The 16,308-nt window shown below is 72.3% G+C and carries 16 protein-coding genes; 4 read left to right on the top strand and 12 right to left on the bottom strand.

Annotation, left to right across the window (positions count from 1 at the left end; translation table 11 throughout):
* Positions 1-10: 10 nt before the first annotated feature.
* Positions 11-1,042, bottom strand: a complete 1,032-nt coding sequence (locus tag ABD978_RS17865; RefSeq protein WP_345355007.1) for a CaiB/BaiF CoA transferase family protein — start codon at positions 1,040-1,042, stop codon at positions 11-13.
* 100 nt (positions 1,043-1,142) lie between these two features.
* Between ABD978_RS17865 and ABD978_RS17860 the strand changes: the two genes are divergently transcribed.
* The gene (locus ABD978_RS17860; RefSeq protein ID WP_345355004.1) at positions 1,143-1,463 is read left to right on the top strand and encodes a hypothetical protein; all 321 of its coding nucleotides are present in this window, start codon (positions 1,143-1,145) and stop codon (positions 1,461-1,463) included.
* A 125-nt stretch (positions 1,464-1,588) separates the two neighbouring features.
* On the opposite strand, the gene ABD978_RS17855 is transcribed toward ABD978_RS17860, so the two are convergent.
* Positions 1,589-1,978 carry a hypothetical protein gene (locus ABD978_RS17855; protein WP_345355001.1) on the bottom strand — a complete coding sequence of 130 codons (390 nt, stop codon included), beginning with the start codon at positions 1,976-1,978 and terminating at the stop codon, positions 1,589-1,591.
* A 145-nt stretch (positions 1,979-2,123) separates the two neighbouring features.
* Between ABD978_RS17855 and ABD978_RS17850 the strand changes: the two genes are divergently transcribed.
* On the top strand, positions 2,124-2,369 hold the full coding sequence (locus ABD978_RS17850; protein WP_345354998.1) for a DUF2630 family protein: 246 nt from the start codon (positions 2,124-2,126) through the stop codon (positions 2,367-2,369).
* 4 nt (positions 2,370-2,373) lie between these two features.
* Here ABD978_RS17850 and ABD978_RS17845 read toward each other — a convergent pair whose 3' ends face one another.
* The 3 genes from ABD978_RS17845 to argS all read right to left on the bottom strand — a co-directional run bounded on the left by ABD978_RS17845 (position 2,374) and on the right by argS (position 7,281).
* Complete coding sequence (locus ABD978_RS17845; protein WP_345354995.1) at positions 2,374-3,846, bottom strand: glutamate-cysteine ligase family protein; 1,473 nt, start codon at positions 3,844-3,846, stop codon at positions 2,374-2,376.
* Between the two features lie 50 nt (positions 3,847-3,896).
* A complete protein-coding gene (locus ABD978_RS17840; protein WP_345354992.1) occupies positions 3,897-5,447 on the bottom strand; it encodes a hypothetical protein in 1,551 nt (516 codons plus the stop codon).
* A gap of 97 nt (positions 5,448-5,544) precedes the next feature.
* On the bottom strand, positions 5,545-7,281 hold the full coding sequence (gene argS, locus ABD978_RS17835; protein WP_345354989.1) for an arginine--tRNA ligase: 1,737 nt from the start codon (positions 7,279-7,281) through the stop codon (positions 5,545-5,547).
* A gap of 207 nt (positions 7,282-7,488) precedes the next feature.
* Here argS and ABD978_RS17830 point away from each other — a divergent pair, with 207 nt between their 5' ends.
* Positions 7,489-8,640 (top strand): saccharopine dehydrogenase family protein, encoded by a 1,152-nt coding sequence (locus ABD978_RS17830; RefSeq protein WP_345354986.1) that lies wholly within the window; start codon positions 7,489-7,491, stop codon positions 8,638-8,640.
* A gap of 165 nt (positions 8,641-8,805) precedes the next feature.
* On the opposite strand, the gene plsX is transcribed toward ABD978_RS17830, so the two are convergent.
* From plsX to ABD978_RS17805, 5 genes are all read right to left on the bottom strand, one after another.
* The gene (gene plsX, locus ABD978_RS17825) at positions 8,806-9,984 is read right to left on the bottom strand and encodes a phosphate acyltransferase PlsX (protein ID WP_345354984.1); all 1,179 of its coding nucleotides are present in this window, start codon (positions 9,982-9,984) and stop codon (positions 8,806-8,808) included.
* Positions 9,981-10,343: a hypothetical protein gene (locus tag ABD978_RS17820; protein WP_345354981.1), complete on the bottom strand. Its 363-nt coding sequence runs from the start codon at positions 10,341-10,343 to the stop codon at positions 9,981-9,983. Before ABD978_RS17820 ends, plsX begins: the two co-directional genes overlap by 4 nt.
* Entirely contained in the window at positions 10,340-11,188 is an 849-nt protein-coding gene (locus tag ABD978_RS17815) for an alpha/beta fold hydrolase (protein ID WP_345354978.1), read from the bottom strand. Before ABD978_RS17815 ends, ABD978_RS17820 begins: the two co-directional genes overlap by 4 nt.
* On the bottom strand, positions 11,185-11,943 hold the full coding sequence (locus ABD978_RS17810) for a DUF998 domain-containing protein (protein WP_345354975.1): 759 nt from the start codon (positions 11,941-11,943) through the stop codon (positions 11,185-11,187). Before ABD978_RS17810 ends, ABD978_RS17815 begins: the two co-directional genes overlap by 4 nt.
* 79 nt (positions 11,944-12,022) lie before the next feature.
* Positions 12,023-13,165 carry a glycoside hydrolase family 18 protein gene (locus ABD978_RS17805; protein WP_345354972.1) on the bottom strand — a complete coding sequence of 381 codons (1,143 nt, stop codon included), beginning with the start codon at positions 13,163-13,165 and terminating at the stop codon, positions 12,023-12,025.
* 397 nt (positions 13,166-13,562) lie between these two features.
* Here ABD978_RS17805 and ABD978_RS17800 point away from each other — a divergent pair, with 397 nt between their 5' ends.
* Positions 13,563-14,939, top strand: a complete 1,377-nt coding sequence (locus ABD978_RS17800) for a KamA family radical SAM protein (RefSeq protein WP_345354970.1) — start codon at positions 13,563-13,565, stop codon at positions 14,937-14,939.
* Between the two features lie 88 nt (positions 14,940-15,027).
* Here ABD978_RS17800 and ABD978_RS17795 read toward each other — a convergent pair whose 3' ends face one another.
* Complete coding sequence (locus ABD978_RS17795; RefSeq protein ID WP_345354968.1) at positions 15,028-15,408, bottom strand: VOC family protein; 381 nt, start codon at positions 15,406-15,408, stop codon at positions 15,028-15,030.
* Between the two features lie 67 nt (positions 15,409-15,475).
* Entirely contained in the window at positions 15,476-16,009 is a 534-nt protein-coding gene (locus ABD978_RS17790; protein ID WP_345354966.1) for a YbhB/YbcL family Raf kinase inhibitor-like protein, read from the bottom strand.
* Positions 16,010-16,308 lie beyond the last annotated feature (299 nt).

Below are 16,308 nucleotides of genomic sequence, written 5' to 3'. Positions count from 1 at the left end.
CGTAGGGCCATCAGGCGCGTTCGGGCGGGGGCTCCGGGCGTGCCCGCGCCCACCCGCGCGCTCCGCCCAGGTCCGGCGCGCGGCCCGGAGGCGGCGGCGGGTCGAGCAGCGTCCGTACGGGAGTGCCGTCGAGGACGCCGCGCTTCCGGAAATGGTCGACGGTCCTCATCTCGGCGGGGGACAGCACCGGCGCGACCGGCGCGCCCGCCTCGGCCAGCCGGGCGACGGCCGTGTCGCGGGGCAGCTCGGCGATCCGGCCGGCGAGGTCCCGGTCGAGCTCCCCGGCGCGGCGCAGCCGCTCGGCGAAGGACAGACCGGCGTGGTGGTCGAGTCCGAGGGCCCGGCAGGTGGCCGCCCACAGCCGATCCTCCGACACGACGCCGAGACTCACCCGCGCGCCGTCCCGGGCCGGATAGACGCCGTAGCCCGGCACGGGTCCCCGGGATTCCGGTGCCTCCGCCGCCGTGGAGACCGGGACGGTGCTCATCCAGTTGGCCAGCACGTCGGCCATCCCGAGGTCGATGCGCTCGCCCCGCCCCTTGTGGCAGGCGGCCGTGATCGCGAACGCGGCCATCATCGCGGCGGCCATGTCCGCGACCGGGAACTCGTGCCCGCCGTCGTCCGGCGGCGCGGTGCCCGTGTACGCGCGGTAGTTGACGTCGTGGCCGGGCAGCGCGGCGAGCGGGCCGCTCGCGCCGTACCCGGAGATCGAGCAGTAGACGATCCGCGGGTTGACCGCTCGTACGGCGTCGTAGCCCACGCCGAGCCGGTCGGCGACGCCGGGACGGTAGCCCTCGACGAAGACGTCCGCGCCGGCCGCGAGCTCCAGGCAGCCCGCCGCGCCGGCCGGCAGGTCGATGACGGTGCTGCGCTTGTTCCGGTTCAGCAGCTCGAAGTGGCTCGGGAAGGCGCGCATCGGCTCGCCGCCCGGCGGCTCGACCTTCAGCACGTCCGCGCCGAGCTGGGCCAGCAACTGCGTGGCGTACGGCCCCGGGCGCCACCGCGTCAGATCCAGCACCCGCAACCCGTCGAGCAGACCCATGAAACCGTTATACCAAGCACTTGCTCGGCTCGCTGGCCCGGAAGTTCCGATCCACGCCGAATGCCGTCGCCGCGAATGGTCGTCTCGCGTGTCCGGAGCCATGAGCGGCGTGATCCTGCACTGGAACGGCAAGAAGTGGGCGTCCGCCTCGCCCGTGTCCGGGGTCGGGCGCATCGCCTCCCTCGTCTCCGACGGCTCGAAGGGGCTGTGGGCGGTCGCGGACGGGACCCGGCTCCTGCGCTACCGTGCCGGGCACTGGAGCCTGGCGGCCCTGCCGCAGCGCACCGGCTACAAGACGCAGATCAATGCGCTGGCCCAGGTGAAGGGGGCGACCTCCGTCTGGGGCGTCGGCACGCTGACCGCGCCGGTCGGCGGCGATGACATCGACAAGGCCGACGTGATCGTCAAGTACGGCCGCTGAGCCCGCCGGGATTTCGGGGGCGTCCGCCGGGCACGGCGGGCGCCCCCGTCGCTTCAACCGGTTCGAATGCCTACGTTCGGTGTGTGGATGGTCGCGGATTGTGGAATGCATCCCTTCGTACCTGATCAATACCGGGGGGATGGATCAGTGCCCACGAAAACGACGACGCGGTCGACCGCCCGCCGTTCCACGGCGAGCTCGGGCCGCACCACGAAGGCCGGTACGGCGAAGGCCGGTGCCACGAAGACCGGCAAGGCCAAGGCCGGCGCCGCGAAGACCGCCGCCGCCAAGAAACCGGCGGCCAAGAAAGCGGTCGCCAAGAGGCCGGCGGCCAAGAAGCCGGCAGCCAAGAAGCCGGCCGCCAAGAAACCCGCGCGCAAGGCGAGAAGGCCCGCGAGCACGGCGAAGAGGAAATCGGCCACGCCGACCGCCGTCACGAAGGTGTCGTCCGCCGCGTCGAAGATGACGGCCGTCGCGGCCGGCGCGGTGGTCACCGCCGCCAGGTCGCCCATCACGGCCGTACCGGTACGCGTCGTCGGGTTCCTGACCGGGCGGGTCGGCGGCCGCAAGCGGCGGTGACCTGCCGGAAGGGCACAGACCCCTCCCGAACGCCACTCGCGACGCGGAACTGCCACACTGTCGTCGAGAGGTGATGCAGGGATGCAGGACAACGAGATCTTCGGTCATATCAACGATCTGGTGGACGAGGAGCACACGCTCCGCGAGCGGCTGCAGAAGGGCGAGCTGACCGCCGACGAAGAGCACCAGCGGCTGCGCACGGTCGAAGAGCAGCTCGACCAGTGCTGGGACCTCCTGCGCCAGCGCAGGGCGCGGCGGGACGCGGGAGACGACCCCGACGGCGCCCAGTCCCGGCCGACCGGCGAGGTCGAGGGCTACCTCCAGTAAGTGGTCAGTCCTCGATCGGCCAGGTGTGCACGGGCGCGTTGGTGTGCATGTGGTCGACGTAGCGGCGCGTCATCAGCCGGAGCGCCTCCTCGCGGTCGCCACCGGCCGCGCGGACGGCCGCGACCTGCCAGGTCGCACCATTTCGGCCGGTGGCGCAGCGCTGTTCGATGATCCGGAGCAGCCGGTCGCGGATCACCGTGTCGACGCCCCACCCGTCGAGGCCGGCGGCGGCGAGGGGCAGCAGATGATCGAGCACCAGCTCGGTGACCGGCACCTCGCCGACCCCGGGCCAGTAGAGCCGGGCGTCCAGGCCGTACCGCGCGCCCCGGCGCGCGTTGTCGGCGGCGGCCGCGAAGGACATCCGCTCCCAGACCGGGTGCTCCTCCTCCGCCAGGGCCCGTACCAGACCGTAGTAGAGGGCGGCGTTGGCCATGGTGTCCGCGACGGTCGGGCCGGCGGGCAGGACGCGGTTCTCCACCCGCAGGTGCGGGCGGCCGTCGACGACGGCGTACACCGGGCGGTTCCAGCGGTAGATCGTGCCGTTGTGCAGCGACATCTCGGCCAGCTCGGGGGTCTCGCCGCGGGCGAGCGCCTCCATGGGCTCCTCGTCCTCGCACATCGGCAGCAGCGCGGAGAAGTACCGCGAGTTCTCCTCGAACAGGTCGTACACCGAGTCGATCCAGCGTTCGCCGAACCACACCCGGGGCCGTACGCCCTGCGCCTTCAGCTCCTCCGACCGCGTGTCGGTCGACTGCTCGAACAGCGGCAGCCGGGTCTCCCGCCACAGCTCCTTGCCGAACAGGTACGGGGAGTTCGCGCCGAGCGCGACCTGCACGCCGGCGATGGCCTGGGCGGCGTTCCAGCACGCCGCGAAGTGCTCCGGGCGGACCTGCAGGTGGAACTGGACGCTCGTGCACGCCGCCTCGGGCGCGATGCAGTCCGATGAGGTCCGCAGCAGCTCGACGCCCTCGATCTCCAGCGGCAGGTTCTCCCCGCGGGCCGCGAGGACCTGCTCGTTGAGGAGCTTGTACCGCGGGTTCGACGACAGCGTCGCCTCACTGACGTCGGACTCGCGCAGCGTCGGCAGAATGCCGATCATCATCAGCTCGGCGCCCACCGCCCGCGCACGGCCGTCGGCGTGGTTGAGGTTGTCGCGGATGCGTTGTTCGAGCATCGCGAGCGCCTTGCCGGCCAGCGACCCCGGCGGCAGGTTGATCTCGATGTTGAACTGCGCGAGCTCGGTCGCCCACGCGCCCGGTTCGGCGATCGACTCCAGGACCGCCGCGTTCAGCATCGCGGGCCGACCGGTCTCGTCGACGAGGTTGAGCTCGACCTCCATCCCGATGCTGGCACGGTCCTCCTCGAACCGGCCGTCGCGCAGCATCGCCGACAGGGCCTCCAGACAACGCCGGACCTTGTCCCTGTAGCGCCGCCGGTCCTCCTTGGTGATGGCGACCGCCGCCACGTCCCTGCCCATGCCAACCCTCCGGGCGTGTTCGTCCCACCGTTCCCGAAGGGGGCATACCCCTAGTCGACGAAGGTATGGATCGCTTCCCGGTCTTTCGCGGCCGACGTGGCGAGAGTCTCATACCGGGACCGATGCTCCCGAAGGGTGTCGGCGATCTGCCGCGCCTCGCGGACGAGGCGGTCCTTCTCCCCTACGGCGCCCTCCACGGCCGTTCGACGAGCGAGCCGCTGCATGATCCACAGGACCGCCCCGCTGACGGCGACCACCGCGGCGATGATCGCCAGGACGCCGAGCCCGGCGGCGATCGTCCCGATGAAGACCAGGACGCCGGCGCCGGCCAGGGCCAGACCGGCTCGTTCCGCCGTCGGGCTGATCGCGTACTGGGCGTCGATCCCGGCCTCGGCCTCCGCCGTCGAGTCCGGTCCGTCCGGGCCGATCGACAGGCCCCAGCCGCGCACCCCGACCTGTATCCGTGCGGGGAGCGGACGGGACGCCTTCTCCGCCAGGTCGTCGGCCGCCCCGGCGATCCAGCGGCGTCCGGCGTTCAGGGCGAGCAGGCGCAGCGCCGGCGATCTCCCGTCGAACATGTCGCCGCGCAGCAGGGCCCGGGTCTCTCCCCCCGGGGCGTCCCAGGCCTTCGGCGGTGCGGCCGCGCCGTTCTCGATGATCTGCCGCAGCTCCCGGGCCCGGGCGATGAGCGGCGCCTCGTCGGGGCTTCCCTCGTCGACGAGCGTGACCAGCAGCGCGGCGAACTCCGCCGAACCGGCGTCATCCGACGTACGAGGTGGGGGTTCGGCCGCGGGGAGGGTCTCCTCGATCCGGGCCCGCAGGCGGGCGAGGCGCGCGGCGTCCGCCGGCGGTGCGGTCAGGGCCGTCTGGTTTCGCAGGAGCCGCGGCAGTCGGGAGGTCTCCCCGCTCCCGCCCGCGGCGGACATCTTCTCAGCCCACGCCCGGCCCTCCGCGGCGGCAGCGGCGGCCGGAAGGCCCTCGACGAACTCGGCCAGGCGGCGTTCGACGTGGGACCGTCCCGGCTCACCGAAGATCCCCTCGGCGCAGGCGACCCACAGCCGTCGCTGCACGTGGGTGACGGTCTCGCCAAGGGGCGGCAGGGTTCGCGCCAGCCACGGCACGACCTCGGCGTCCCGGCCCGCGACCGCGAGCGCCAGCGTCAGGAACAGGGCGGTCCGCGCCTCGTCGCGCCGGCTCGCCTCGGCGGCGTACGTCTCCGCGGTCACCTCGTCCCCCCGGAGCAGCGCCGACAGGGCCTCGGCGGCCGGCCCCAGCCAGTAGCCGGGGCAGTCACCCGGGTCGAGGCGGGGCGGGTCGGCGGCGTCCCGAGCGAGCGAACGCAGCAGCCGCCGCGTCTCCTTGCGGATGGCGGCCTCCCGGTCGAAGGCCGCCATCTCCATCCGCAGGTCCGAGAGCTCTACGAACGCGTCGAACGACCGGGCCAGCCGGTCGATCCGGCGTTCCAGCGTGCCCTCCACCTCCGTGAGCTTCGACTGCAGCGTCCGCGACCTGCGATCGGCGTAGTGGTAGGCCTCGCTGACCTCCTCCTGCAGACCGCGGATCTGCCGGGCCTGCCGTGCGTCGATCCACCAGTCGCTCACGCAGCCTCCCGCGTCTCTGAATCACCGTCGCCCGAAGTCCGACGTACGGCACCGCCCGCCCGTTCCTCGCGAACGAGCGGGCGGAGGGAGAGGACTGCTACATCCGCTCCGGAGTCGCCACGCCGAGCAGTTCGAGGCCCTTGGTGAGGGTGCGCAGGGTCAGCGCGCACAGCGCCAGCCGCGAGGCCTTCGTGGCCTCGTCCGGCGCCCGCAGCACCGGGCAGTTCTCGTAGAACGTGGTGTACGCCGAGGCCAGGTCGAAGAGGTACGCGCACAGCCGGTGCGGCTCGGTCGCCTCGCCGGTCTGCCGCAGCGCGGTGCCGAACCCCAGCAGGTGCAGGGCGAGCGCCCGCTCCGCCTCGTGGCCGAGCGCGATCGGCCCCGCCGCCTCCTCCGGGGACAGCCCGCCCTTGCGGAAGATCGACCGGATCCGCGCCGCGGCGTACTGGAGGTACGGCCCGGTGTTGCCCCGGAAGGAGATCATCCGGTCGAAGTCGAAGATGTACTCGCTGCCCCGGGCGACCGACAGGTCGGCGTACTTGACCGCGCCGATGCCGACGGCCTCGACGATCCGCCGCCGGGTCTCGTCGTCGAACGCCTCTTCGTGCGGCACCTCGTCGAACGCCACGCCGGCCCGCTCGACGGCCTCGTCCAGCAGCTCGGTCAGCTTGACCGACTTGCCGCTCCGGGTCCGGAAGATCTTTCCGTCGGGGCCCAGGACGTTGCCGATCTGGGCGTGCTCGGCGCTGACGCTCTCCGGCAGCCAGCCCGCCATCCGGGCCACCGCGAACACCATCTGGAAGTGCAGCGCCTGCTGCGCGCCGACGACGTAGATCATCCGGTCGACGCTCAGCTTGTCGACGCGGTACCGGACCGTGGCCAGGTCGGAGGTGGAGTAGTTGTAACCCCCGTCGCTCTTCCGGATGATCACGGGCAGCGGGTCGCCCTCCCGGCCGGTGAACCCGGGCGGGAACACGCACAGCGCCCCTTCGCTGATCTCCGCGACGCCCTTGTCCCGCAGCTCGTCCGCGGTGACCCCGAGCATGTCGTCGTAGAAGCTCTCGCCCCGGATGTCCTCGTCGGTGAGCGTCACGCCGAGCCGGCCGTAGACCTTGTGCAGGTAGATCTTTGACAGGTCGACCAGCCGCTCCCAGTGCCGGATGGTGTCCGGGTCGTGGGCCTGCAGTTTCACGACCCGCTCCCGGGACCGCTGAGCGAACTCGGCGTCGGAGTCGAACCGCTGCCGGGCCATCTGGTAGAAGGCGTTCGGGTCGGTCTCCAGGAGCCTGGCCTCCGCCGAACCCTCACCGACGTCGAGCAGCAGCTCGATCAGCATGCCGTACGGCGTGCCCCAGTCGCCGACGTGGTTGTCCCGGATCACGTGGTGCCCCAGGAACTCCAGCACCCGCGCGAGCGCGTCGCCGACGATCGTGGTCCGCAGGTGACCGACGTGCATCTCCTTGGCGATGTTCGGCGAGGAGTACTCCACGACCGTGGTCCGCGGCGCGTCCGTCTTCTCCACCGACAGCCGCTCGTCGCCGTGCATCTCCTGCGCCTGCCCGGCGATCCACTCCGGGCTCAGCGTCAGGTTGACGAACCCCGGACCGCTGATCTCGACCTTCGAGCAGACGTCGGACACGTCGAGGTGCGCCACGAGGTCGGCGGCGATGTCGCGCGGCTTGCGGCCGAGCCGCTTGGCGAGCGGAAGCGCGACGTTCGCCTGGAAGTCGGCGAACTGCGACGGGCGGATCACCGGGTCGGCGTCGGGCTCTCCGAACGCCGCCCCGAGGGCGGCCTGGACGCGGGCGGCGAGAACGTGCTGCGGGTCGGACATCGGGATCCTCGTGGAGTACGGCTTCGGCAGCTGCGGCTGCGACGTCTTCAAAGCCTATCGGCGAGCGGCCGTAGCCCCATCCGAATATCCCCCTCGACCGGATGGCGCGCCGGTGATCGTGCGACCTGCGCCACAGTCGGCGCGGGCCGCTTCACGAAGCCCGGCGCACGCGGTAAGCAATCAGGTACGTCCGACGGAGGGAAACCCATGGACCGGCCGTACGACATCGTCCTCTTCGGCGCCACCGGGTTCACCGGCGCCCTCACCGCCGAGTACCTCGCGGCCCACGGGACCGGGACCTGGGCGGTCGCCGGGCGGAACCCGGCCAAGCTGGAGGCGCTGCGCGACCGCCTCGGCGTGGACCTGCCGCTGCTGCGCGCCGACGTGACCGACCCCGCCTCGCTCCGGGAGATCGCCGCGGCCGCCCGGGTGGTGATCAGCACGGTCGGCCCGTACGTCACCTACGGTGAGCCGCTCGTGGCCGCGTGCGCCGAGGCCGGCACCGACTACGTCGACCTCACCGGGGAGCCGGAGTTCGTCGACCTGATGTACCTCAAGTACCACGCGCGAGCGGCCGAGACCGGGGCGCGGCTCGTGCACGCGTGCGGGTTCGACTCGGTGCCGCACGACCTCGGCGTCTACTTCACCGTCCAGCGGCTCCCCGAGGACGTCCCGCTGAGCGTGCGCGGGTACGTCCGGGCCAGCGGCGTGCCGTCCAGCGGCACCGTGCACTCCGCCATCATGGCGGCGGCGCACTTGCGCGAGGCGGCCAGGCTCCACCGCGAACGACTCCGGGCGGAACCTTCCGTGACGGGCCGCCGGATCCGCGCCGTTCAGGGGCGCCCGCACCGCAACGCCGGGCTGGGCGCCTGGGCACTGCCGTTGCCGACCCTGGATCCCGACGTGGTCCGGCGCTCCGCGACCGCCCTCGATCGCTACGGGCCCGACTTCGCCTACAGCCACTTCGCGGGGGTCCGGCACCTGACGTCCGCCGTCGGCCTGGCCGCCGGGTCGGCGGGGCTCATGGCGGCCGCCCGGCTCGGCCCCGTACGGGACCGGCTGCTCGACCGCTTCGTCTCCGGAGACGGCCCGTCGCCGGAGAGACGGGCGAGGAGCTGGTTCAGCGTGCACTTCGCCGGGGAGGGCGGCGGCCGGAAGGTCGTGACCAAGGTCTCCGGCGGCGATCCCGGCTACGAGGAGACCGCCAAGATGCTCGCCGAGTCCGCCCTGTGCCTGGCCTTCGACGACCTGCCCGAGACCGCCGGCCAGGTCACCACGGCCGAGGCGATGGGCGACCCCCTCCTGGCCCGCCTCCAGCGCGCCGGCCTGGAGTTCACGGTCGTCGGCTCGACCGGCTGACGAGACACGGACATCGCAGGCCGCTGACCTCGCCCGACCATCCGGCAGCAGGCGAAACGCTCGGCGAACGACCCCACGCGAGCCGCCGAACCGCCCGAAAGCGGCCTGGAACCACGGGCTGTGTAAGACATTACGTCTTACGTCTGGTGGGATTGTGCTTGATCATCAGCCAGGGCCAGGTGTCGGGCTTGTGATATCAGGAGGGGCGCCGGGGTCCGGTTCGGTGTGGGGGCGGCGGGAGAAGCGGTTCTGGCGGGTGGCGGCGAGGCCTTCGCCGATCTGTTCGACGATCCGGCCGGCGGCCAGGTCGCGGGCGAGGACGCAGGCCGCGGCGATCCCGGGCGCGCGGGAGGCGCCGTGGGCGATGACCACGGTGCCGTTCAGGCCGAGGAGGACGCCGCCGCCGTGCGTCTCCGGGTCCAGGCGGTCCCGCAGCCGGCGCAACTGGCGGCGCTGCAGCAGCGTGCCGACGCGGGCGAGCAGGCCGGAGCCGATCGCCGCGCGCATCTCCGTCACCGCGAGCCGTACGGCCCCTTCGACGGTCTTGAGCGCGACGTTGCCGGTGAATCCGTCCGTGACGACCACGTCGACCGCGCCGGCCAGCAGGTCGCCGCCCTCGATGTTGCCGACGAAGTCGACGCCCGGCAGGTCCCCGGACAGCAGCTCGTGGGCGCGGCGGGTCAGCTTGTTGCCCTTGCCGGCCTCCTCGCCGATCGTCAGCAGCCCGACCCGTGGTGCGGGCACGCCGAGCCGGATGCGGGCGTACGCGGTGCCGAGCGTGGCGAACTGGACGAGCATCTCGGGCTTGGCGTCGGCGGTCGCGCCGGCGTCGAGGAGCACCGTCGGGCGCGGGCGCGTGGGCAGGACCACGGCGAGCGCCGGCCGCATGACCCCGGGCTGCCCGCGCAGGCGCAGGCGGGAGGTCGCCACCACGCCGCCGGTCGACCCGGCCGACACCAGCGCGGCGGCGTGCCCGCGCCGGATCAGGTGGCAGGCGACCGCCACGGACGAACGCGGCCGCCGCCACCCGGCCAGCGCGCCCGCGTCCATGGCGAGGGCGTCCTCGGCGTGCGCGATCGGGACCTCGCCCAGCGCGTCGTGCTCGCGGAGCAGGTCCCGGACGCGGCGGGCGTGGCCGACCAGGACGACGCGGACGCCGTGCTCGCGGACCGCGGCCACGGCGCCGGCCACCACCTGCTCGGGGGCGTCGTCGCCGCCCATCGCGTCCACCGCGACCCGCGGGCCCCCGGCCGGCTCGCCGGGCCGGTCGGCCCGCGCGTCCAGCCGGCCCTCGCCTGGCGCGTTCGGCCGCTTCCCGGCGCGCCCCTCGACCGGTCCCGTCATTGCGGGTCCTGGCAGCCCTGGCCGAGGCAGGGTCTGCGTACGACCTCGCGGCCGCTCACCGTGATCACGTACTCCTGACGGGGATGAGGGGAGTTCGCCTGGTAGGCGACGGCGTTCACCCGGACCGGCTCGCCGCGGCGGGTCCGGCCGACGCACTGCACCCGGACGACCGACAGCGTGTCGGCCGACAGCGTACGGCAGCGCATCCCCGGGCGGACCGTGTACCCGAGGCCGCGCAGCTCGTCGGCCGCGCCGCGGGCCGTCGCGTTGCGCAGCGAGCTCTCCGCGACCTTGCGGACGGGGTTCTCGCACCTCCCCACCATGAGCAGCGGGATCAGGGCGAGGATGACGGCCTTCACAGGTCCCGGACCGCCTCTGCCACGGCCTCGGGCCGGTCGATCTGCACGAGATGCCCGACGTCGGGCAGGACGACCTGCCGGCCGCGCGGGCTGAGCGCCGCGAGGTCGGCGTGCGCGCGTCGCCACGCGTCCCGGCCGCCCCGCATGTCGCCCAGGGCGGTGATCACCCGCAGCGGGATGTCGGGGAACTCCCGGTGGCACCGCAGCGTGAGCAGGTCCACGGCCATCTGGCGGTAGACGGAGTCCTCTGCGAGGAGGGTGCCCAGGACGTGCCCGCGTGTGCACACCACCTGGACGTACTCCGGAGGCGCGACGTTCCCGCGCGTGGTCAGCAGCCGCATCGCCAGGCCGTACGCGGCGGGGCCCGCCAGCCGGGCGACGCCGGTCGCGCCGGCGACCGTGCCGGCGAGGCGCGCGAGGGGCTCGAGGCGGGTGAGCGGGCGGGAGTACTTCGGCGGGCGCGGCTCCGCGCTGGGATCGACCAGCACCATGCCGCCGACCAGCTCCGGGTGGAGCCGGGCGAACGCCTCGGCGTGGAACCCGGCGAACGAGTGCGCGACCAGGACGACCGGCGCCCCCGCCCACCGGGCCAGCTCGGCCAGCCGGTCGGCCTCCGCGCGGAGGGTCGCGGCGCGCCGTACGGGCGGGCTGCCGCCGAGGCCGGGCCGGTCGAAGGCGATCACGCGGTACGCGTCGCGCAGGAGGGAGACGACCGGGATCCAGTCGAACCAGGCGCCGCCGAGCCCCGCGCTGAGCAGCAGGGGAGGCTTCCCCGTACCCTCCGCGACGACGTGCAGGTGGTCTCCGCCGACGGTCATGAGATCGCCGGGCAGGCGGTCGTTCACGGGCTGGCGGCCTGCTCCCGTACGGCGCTCCGATCGTCAGGCGGCCCGACCGGGCGGAGAGCGGTCCATGCGACGCGGGCGCGCCGCCGGCCGGTGTACAGCTCGACGGCGATGACGAACAGCCACACGGAGATCACCGTCACCTGCACGCGCTCCATGACGCCCAGCATCAGACCGAAGTACATCAGCGGCAGCGTGCCCAGCGCGGTGCCCGTCTCCACGACCATGACGGGCCAGCTCCAGCGGGCGAGCACCGGCCAGCGGCCGTACCGGCGGGCGGCGATGGTCAGGGCGATGAGGCTGACGATGCCGCTGGTGACGACGAGCGTGCTCGTCACCGAGTGGAACTCGTGGGCGAACGACACGGTCCCGGCCCGCTCGCGCAGCGCGCAGGTCGGGTCGGAGTTCGGCGCGCAGTCCATGGCGAACAGGGAGTCGCCGATCGAGAAGACGCCGAACCACAGCAGGGCCGCCCAGCCGACGAGCGCCCAGCCGCGCGGCCGCAGCCGGCGCAGTACGACGGCCGCGACCACGATCGACAAGGCGCCCGCGAGGAAGTCACAGCCGGAGAAGAACCCGTGGTACGGCTGGTCGGTGGCGGACAGCTCGCTGACGTACCCGTTGACCGCGTCCAGCTTCGGGTCGATCAGGAACTGCAGGATCCAGGAGCTGTAGACGACGCCTGCGACGGCGGCGAGGACCGGCAGGAACGCCGGAATCATCGCCGCCTCACGCGCAGGTCTCGCCGAAGTCACAGCTTCCAATCTAGGCGTCCCGAGTGAGTCCATGGGACTACCCAACGGCGGTGGACTTAAGCCGCAGAGCTGCAGGTTCTTACGATCCTTGCAAGATTCTGGAGAAGACTCCGGGGTCCTCGTCGAGCCCGCTGCACGTGTCGTTCTGCGCGGTGGTGTCCGCGGTGCACGGCGTGTCCCGGGTGATCGACCACATCGACAGGCGGCCCAGGTGACGGGCGGTGGCCCACGTACGGATCTGCCGGGCGTCGGCGGGTTGCACCCCGGTGCCGGTGCCCGTCACCCCGATGACGGGCGCGACGCCCATCCGCCGCCACACCGAGTCGGCGTCCTGGTGGTAAAGCCGCTCGAGCTGGCCGTGGGCGGTGGTCGCGGAGGCGATCACGGTCGATCCGGTCCCGCCGGCGGGGACGAGGTCCACGATCGAGACGTCGACGCCGGCCGTCATCGCCGACCGCAGCGCGGCGAGCGCGTCGTCGGCGAGACCGGAGCGGCGCAGCGGAACGGTGAACGACACCCGCAGGCCGGGCCGGTCGTGCTGCAGCCGGGCGAGCGCCTCGGCGCGGCGGCCCGCCGCCGCGCCGTCGGCCAGCGCCTTGTCGGTGAGGTAGAAGTCGATCCGCTCGGCCTTGGTGGTGGTCAGCACGGAGCGGTACGCCGTGGTGAGCGCGTCGGTGTCGGCGCAGCCGCCGGCGAGTTCGGTGGCGTGCGGGCCGCCGAAGGACACGATGGTCTCGCCGGGGACCTTCTTGAGCTGCTTGCGGACGACCGCGTCGTCGAGCGGCGTCAGGCCGCCCCAGGTCGGCGTGCACCCCTGGCCGGCCGCGACGAATCCGAGCGTGTAGTCCCGTACGCCCGTCCGCGTCGAGGTCTTGGCGAAGTCCAGCGGCGGCCAGCTCAGCACGTCGGCGTACGGCGCGAAGGGGACGTCGGCGGCCGGAGCGGCCGAGGCGGTCGGATCCGGAGCCGCCGTGGTCGGGGAGGCGGTGGGCGCCGGGCGGTCGGTGGCCGGGCGCGAGCGCGAGCCGGGCACCTCCGTGATCGCCGCACCGGGCCGGGAGGCGGCGCGCGAACGGGACGACGGGACCGCGTGCTGGTCCAGGTCGGTCGTCGCGGCGAGTACGGCGGCGCCGCCGGTGCAGGGAATGAGCAGGCCGGCCGAGAGCAGCGCGATCCTGCGGCTCAGCCGGGGTGCCGCGCGGCGCTTACGGTGTCTGCCCACGACCTCTCCTCGTGGGGCGGCAGGGACACCGCTGACCACGGTGGCCTCTGTCGCTGCTGGGATTTGTCACCCGCAGTATGGCGTAGCCCTCCGACAAGATCACTAACTGGGGTCGCGTGTCGGCCTGACACTTCCGCGCCCGTTCGAACGTTGATCATTTAGGGGGGACCCACGCCTGCGCATCGGTAAGCCTCTCTACGGGTATCAAATTCGTAAGAAACGGGGCTCAACAGGTTCATTGGGGGTGGGGAGCGTGGCATGCCGCGACGCGATGGCGTCGCGGTCCGACTGTGAAGGAGGAGATCTCCACAGTGAGTCGCCTGCGGCGGGGCCTTCGGCCCGGTCCGCGCGTCTCCTGCTTGCGCGTTTCCCGTCGACTTGGAGGAGTAACGTCAACGTGACCTTGGTCAATGACGCGGCGCCGGCCGCGGTGAACACCACCGGCCGCAGGTTCCGCGCCTTCACGGCGAAGCATCTGGACGAGCTCACCGCTCGCGCCGGGCTGACCACCGAGCAACGCCTGGCAATCCAGGCGGTCGCCACGGTCCTGCCGTTCCGCACCAACAGCTACGTCGTCGATGAACTGATCGACTGGTCCGCCGCCCCGGACGACCCCATCTACCGGCTCGTCTTCCCGCAGGAGGACATGCTCCCCGCGGAGGACGTCGCCCGCATTTCCGACCTGCTGCGTCGGGGGGCGCCCCGCGCCGAGGTGAACGCCGCCGCCCACGAGGTCCGGCTGAAACTCAACCCGCACCCGGCGGGACAGTTGCAGCTCAACGTCCCGACCCTCCACGAGGAACCGATGCCCGGGGTGCAGCACAAGTACCCCGAGACCGTGCTGTTCTTCCCCAAGCAGGGCCAGACCTGTCACGCCTACTGCACCTACTGCTTCCGGTGGGCGCAGTTCGTCGGCGAGCCCGACCTGAAGATGGCGGGCGACGACGTCGACCGGCTCAAGCGCTACCTGCGCGCGCACCCGGAGGTCACGAGCGTCCTGATCACGGGCGGCGACCCGATGATCATGGGTGAGCCCGTCCTGCGGCGCTACGTCGAGCCGCTGCTGGAACTCGAGCAGCTCGAGTCCATCCGGATCGGCAGCAAGGCCCTGGCCTACTGGCCGCAGCGCTGGGTCACCGACCCCGACGCGGACGACACGCTTCGCCTGTTCGAGAAGGTCGTCAACTCGGGCAAGAACCTGGCGTTCATGGCCCACTTCACCCACCCGCGCGAGCTCGAACCGCATCTGGTGTCCGAGGCGACCAGGCGCATCCGCTCCACCGGCGCGGTGATCCGTACCCAGGCCCCGCTCATCCGCACGATCAACGACGCGCCGCTGACCTGGGAGACCATGTGGCGGCGACAGTTGCGGATGGGCATGATCCCGTACTACATGTTCGTGGAACGTGACACCGGCCCACAGGACTACTTCGCCGTGCCGCTCGCCCGCGCCTACGAGATCTTTCGGGACGCGTACAAGAACACCTCCGGGCTCTGCCGCACCGTTCGCGGTCCGTCCATGTCCGCCACCCCCGGCAAGGTCTGCGTCGACGGCGTCGTCGAGATCGGCGGGGAGAAGCTGTTCATGCTGCACTTCATCCAGTGCCGCGACCCGGAGTTCGTCAACCGGCCGTTCTTCGCCAAGTACGACCCGGAGGCCGTGTGGCTGACGGATCTGCGGCCGGCCTTCGGCGACCGGTTCCCGTTCGAGGGGCACGTCCCGGGCGGAGACGTGACGGCGCACGACGTCGTCGCGGCGGGCCCATCCCTCTGACCGACCGGTTCGCACGACCCTCTCGGTGACCTGACACCGATGACCGTGGGGCCGTACGCCTGTGCGGCCCCACGAACGAACCCTCTGCTCAGTACGCCGAGACCTCGATGAGGTTGCCGTCCGGGTCGCGGAAGTACACCGAGGTGATCGGCCCCTGCGCGCCGGTACGTCCGACGGGTCCCTCCTCGATCGGCACACCGCAGTCCTCGAGGTGGCGCACCACGGCGTCGATCGGCGTACCGGTGATCAGGCAGAGGTCCGCCGAGCCCGGCGTCGGGCGGGCGGCCTTCGGCTCGAACTCCGCTCCCCGCCGATGCAGGTTGATCTTGTGTGGCCCGAAGTTCAGCGCTCTGCGGCCGCCGCCGAAGGTGACCGGCTCCATCCCGAGGACGCGGGTGTAGAACCCGACGGTCCGTTCGACGTCCTCAACGGTCAGCACCAGATGGTCCAGGCGCACCAGTTCGATCACGGGCCGAGTGTAAGCCGCCGGGGCGGGCCGGCGGGCGCACCGGCCCGCCCCGGCGGGTGCGGAGCCGTCAGCTCTCGTACTCGGGGACGATCTGCGCGCGGCCCAGAGTGTGCCCGGTGATGTTGAAGCCGACGACGGCGGGCGACGCGTCCTCGGGGACGCCGAGGTTCTCGACGTCCAGCGCGTGCACGGTGAAGGCGTAGCGGTGCGGCGCTCCCGGAGGCGGAGCGGCCCCGCCGAACTCCTTGGTCCCGTAGTCGTTACGGGCGTGCTCGGCGCCCTCGGGGAGCCCCTTGAAGTCACCGCCGCCCGCACCGGCCGGCAGCTCGGTCACGGACGCGGGGATGTCGTACAGGACCCAGTGCCAGAAGCCGCTTCCGGTGGGGGCGTCCGGGTCGTAGCAGGTGACGGCGAAGCTCTTGGTCTCCGCGGGGGCGCCCTCCCAGCGCAGGTGCGGGGAGCGGTTCTCGCCGTTGAACCCCCAGTCGTTGAACACGTGCGCGTTGGACAACCGCTCGCCGTGCGCGACGTCGTCGCTGGTCACGGTGAAGGACGGGACCTCGGGCAGGAATTCGTGCGGCAGCGGTGGCCGGCCTGCCATGGCAACCTCCTCGGTCGGTTCGACGGATACGTCTAAGTCCTATCAGCCGTGCCCACTTCGGCCGCGGTGATCCGCCCCGTACGAGACGGTGACCGGAGCCGCCCCGGCCACCGGGCCGGGGACTATCGCCATTTGTCGCGGATTCCGGCTGATTCGGAGTTCAATTTGCGGCATGTGGCCCTGTGTCATCCGCCGACATGTAGATAGTCCGCAAAGGCCGCATGGAATTCGTGGCGACGCCGTGATCACGGGTATTCACCTTTCGCGTGGCGATGCGGGTGGCTTCTCACGCTGCCCGT

Source organism: Actinoallomurus liliacearum, assembly GCF_039542035.1.
GTDB lineage: Bacteria > Actinomycetota > Actinomycetes > Streptosporangiales > Streptosporangiaceae > Actinoallomurus > Actinoallomurus liliacearum.
Note: the sequence above shows the minus strand (reverse complement) of the source record. Positions and strands in the feature narration are given on the sequence as shown.

Excerpts from the sequence above, each read along its gene's own strand:
- ABD978_RS17865 (WP_345355007.1), bottom strand. The coding sequence starts at position 1,042 with ATGGGTCTGCTCGACGGGTTGCGGGTGCTGGATCTGACGCGGTGGCGC.
- ABD978_RS17860 (WP_345355004.1), top strand. The coding sequence starts at position 1,143 with ATGAGCGGCGTGATCCTGCACTGGAACGGCAAGAAGTGGGCGTCCGCC.
- ABD978_RS17850 (WP_345354998.1), top strand. The coding sequence starts at position 2,124 with ATGCAGGACAACGAGATCTTCGGTCATATCAACGATCTGGTGGACGAG.
- ABD978_RS17845 (WP_345354995.1), bottom strand. The coding sequence starts at position 3,846 with ATGGGCAGGGACGTGGCGGCGGTCGCCATCACCAAGGAGGACCGGCGG.
- argS (WP_345354989.1), bottom strand. The coding sequence starts at position 7,281 with ATGTCCGACCCGCAGCACGTTCTCGCCGCCCGCGTCCAGGCCGCCCTC.
- ABD978_RS17830 (WP_345354986.1), top strand. The coding sequence starts at position 7,489 with ATGGACCGGCCGTACGACATCGTCCTCTTCGGCGCCACCGGGTTCACC.
- plsX (WP_345354984.1), bottom strand. The coding sequence starts at position 9,984 with ATGACGGGACCGGTCGAGGGGCGCGCCGGGAAGCGGCCGAACGCGCCA.
- ABD978_RS17790 (WP_345354966.1), bottom strand. The coding sequence starts at position 16,009 with ATGGCAGGCCGGCCACCGCTGCCGCACGAATTCCTGCCCGAGGTCCCG.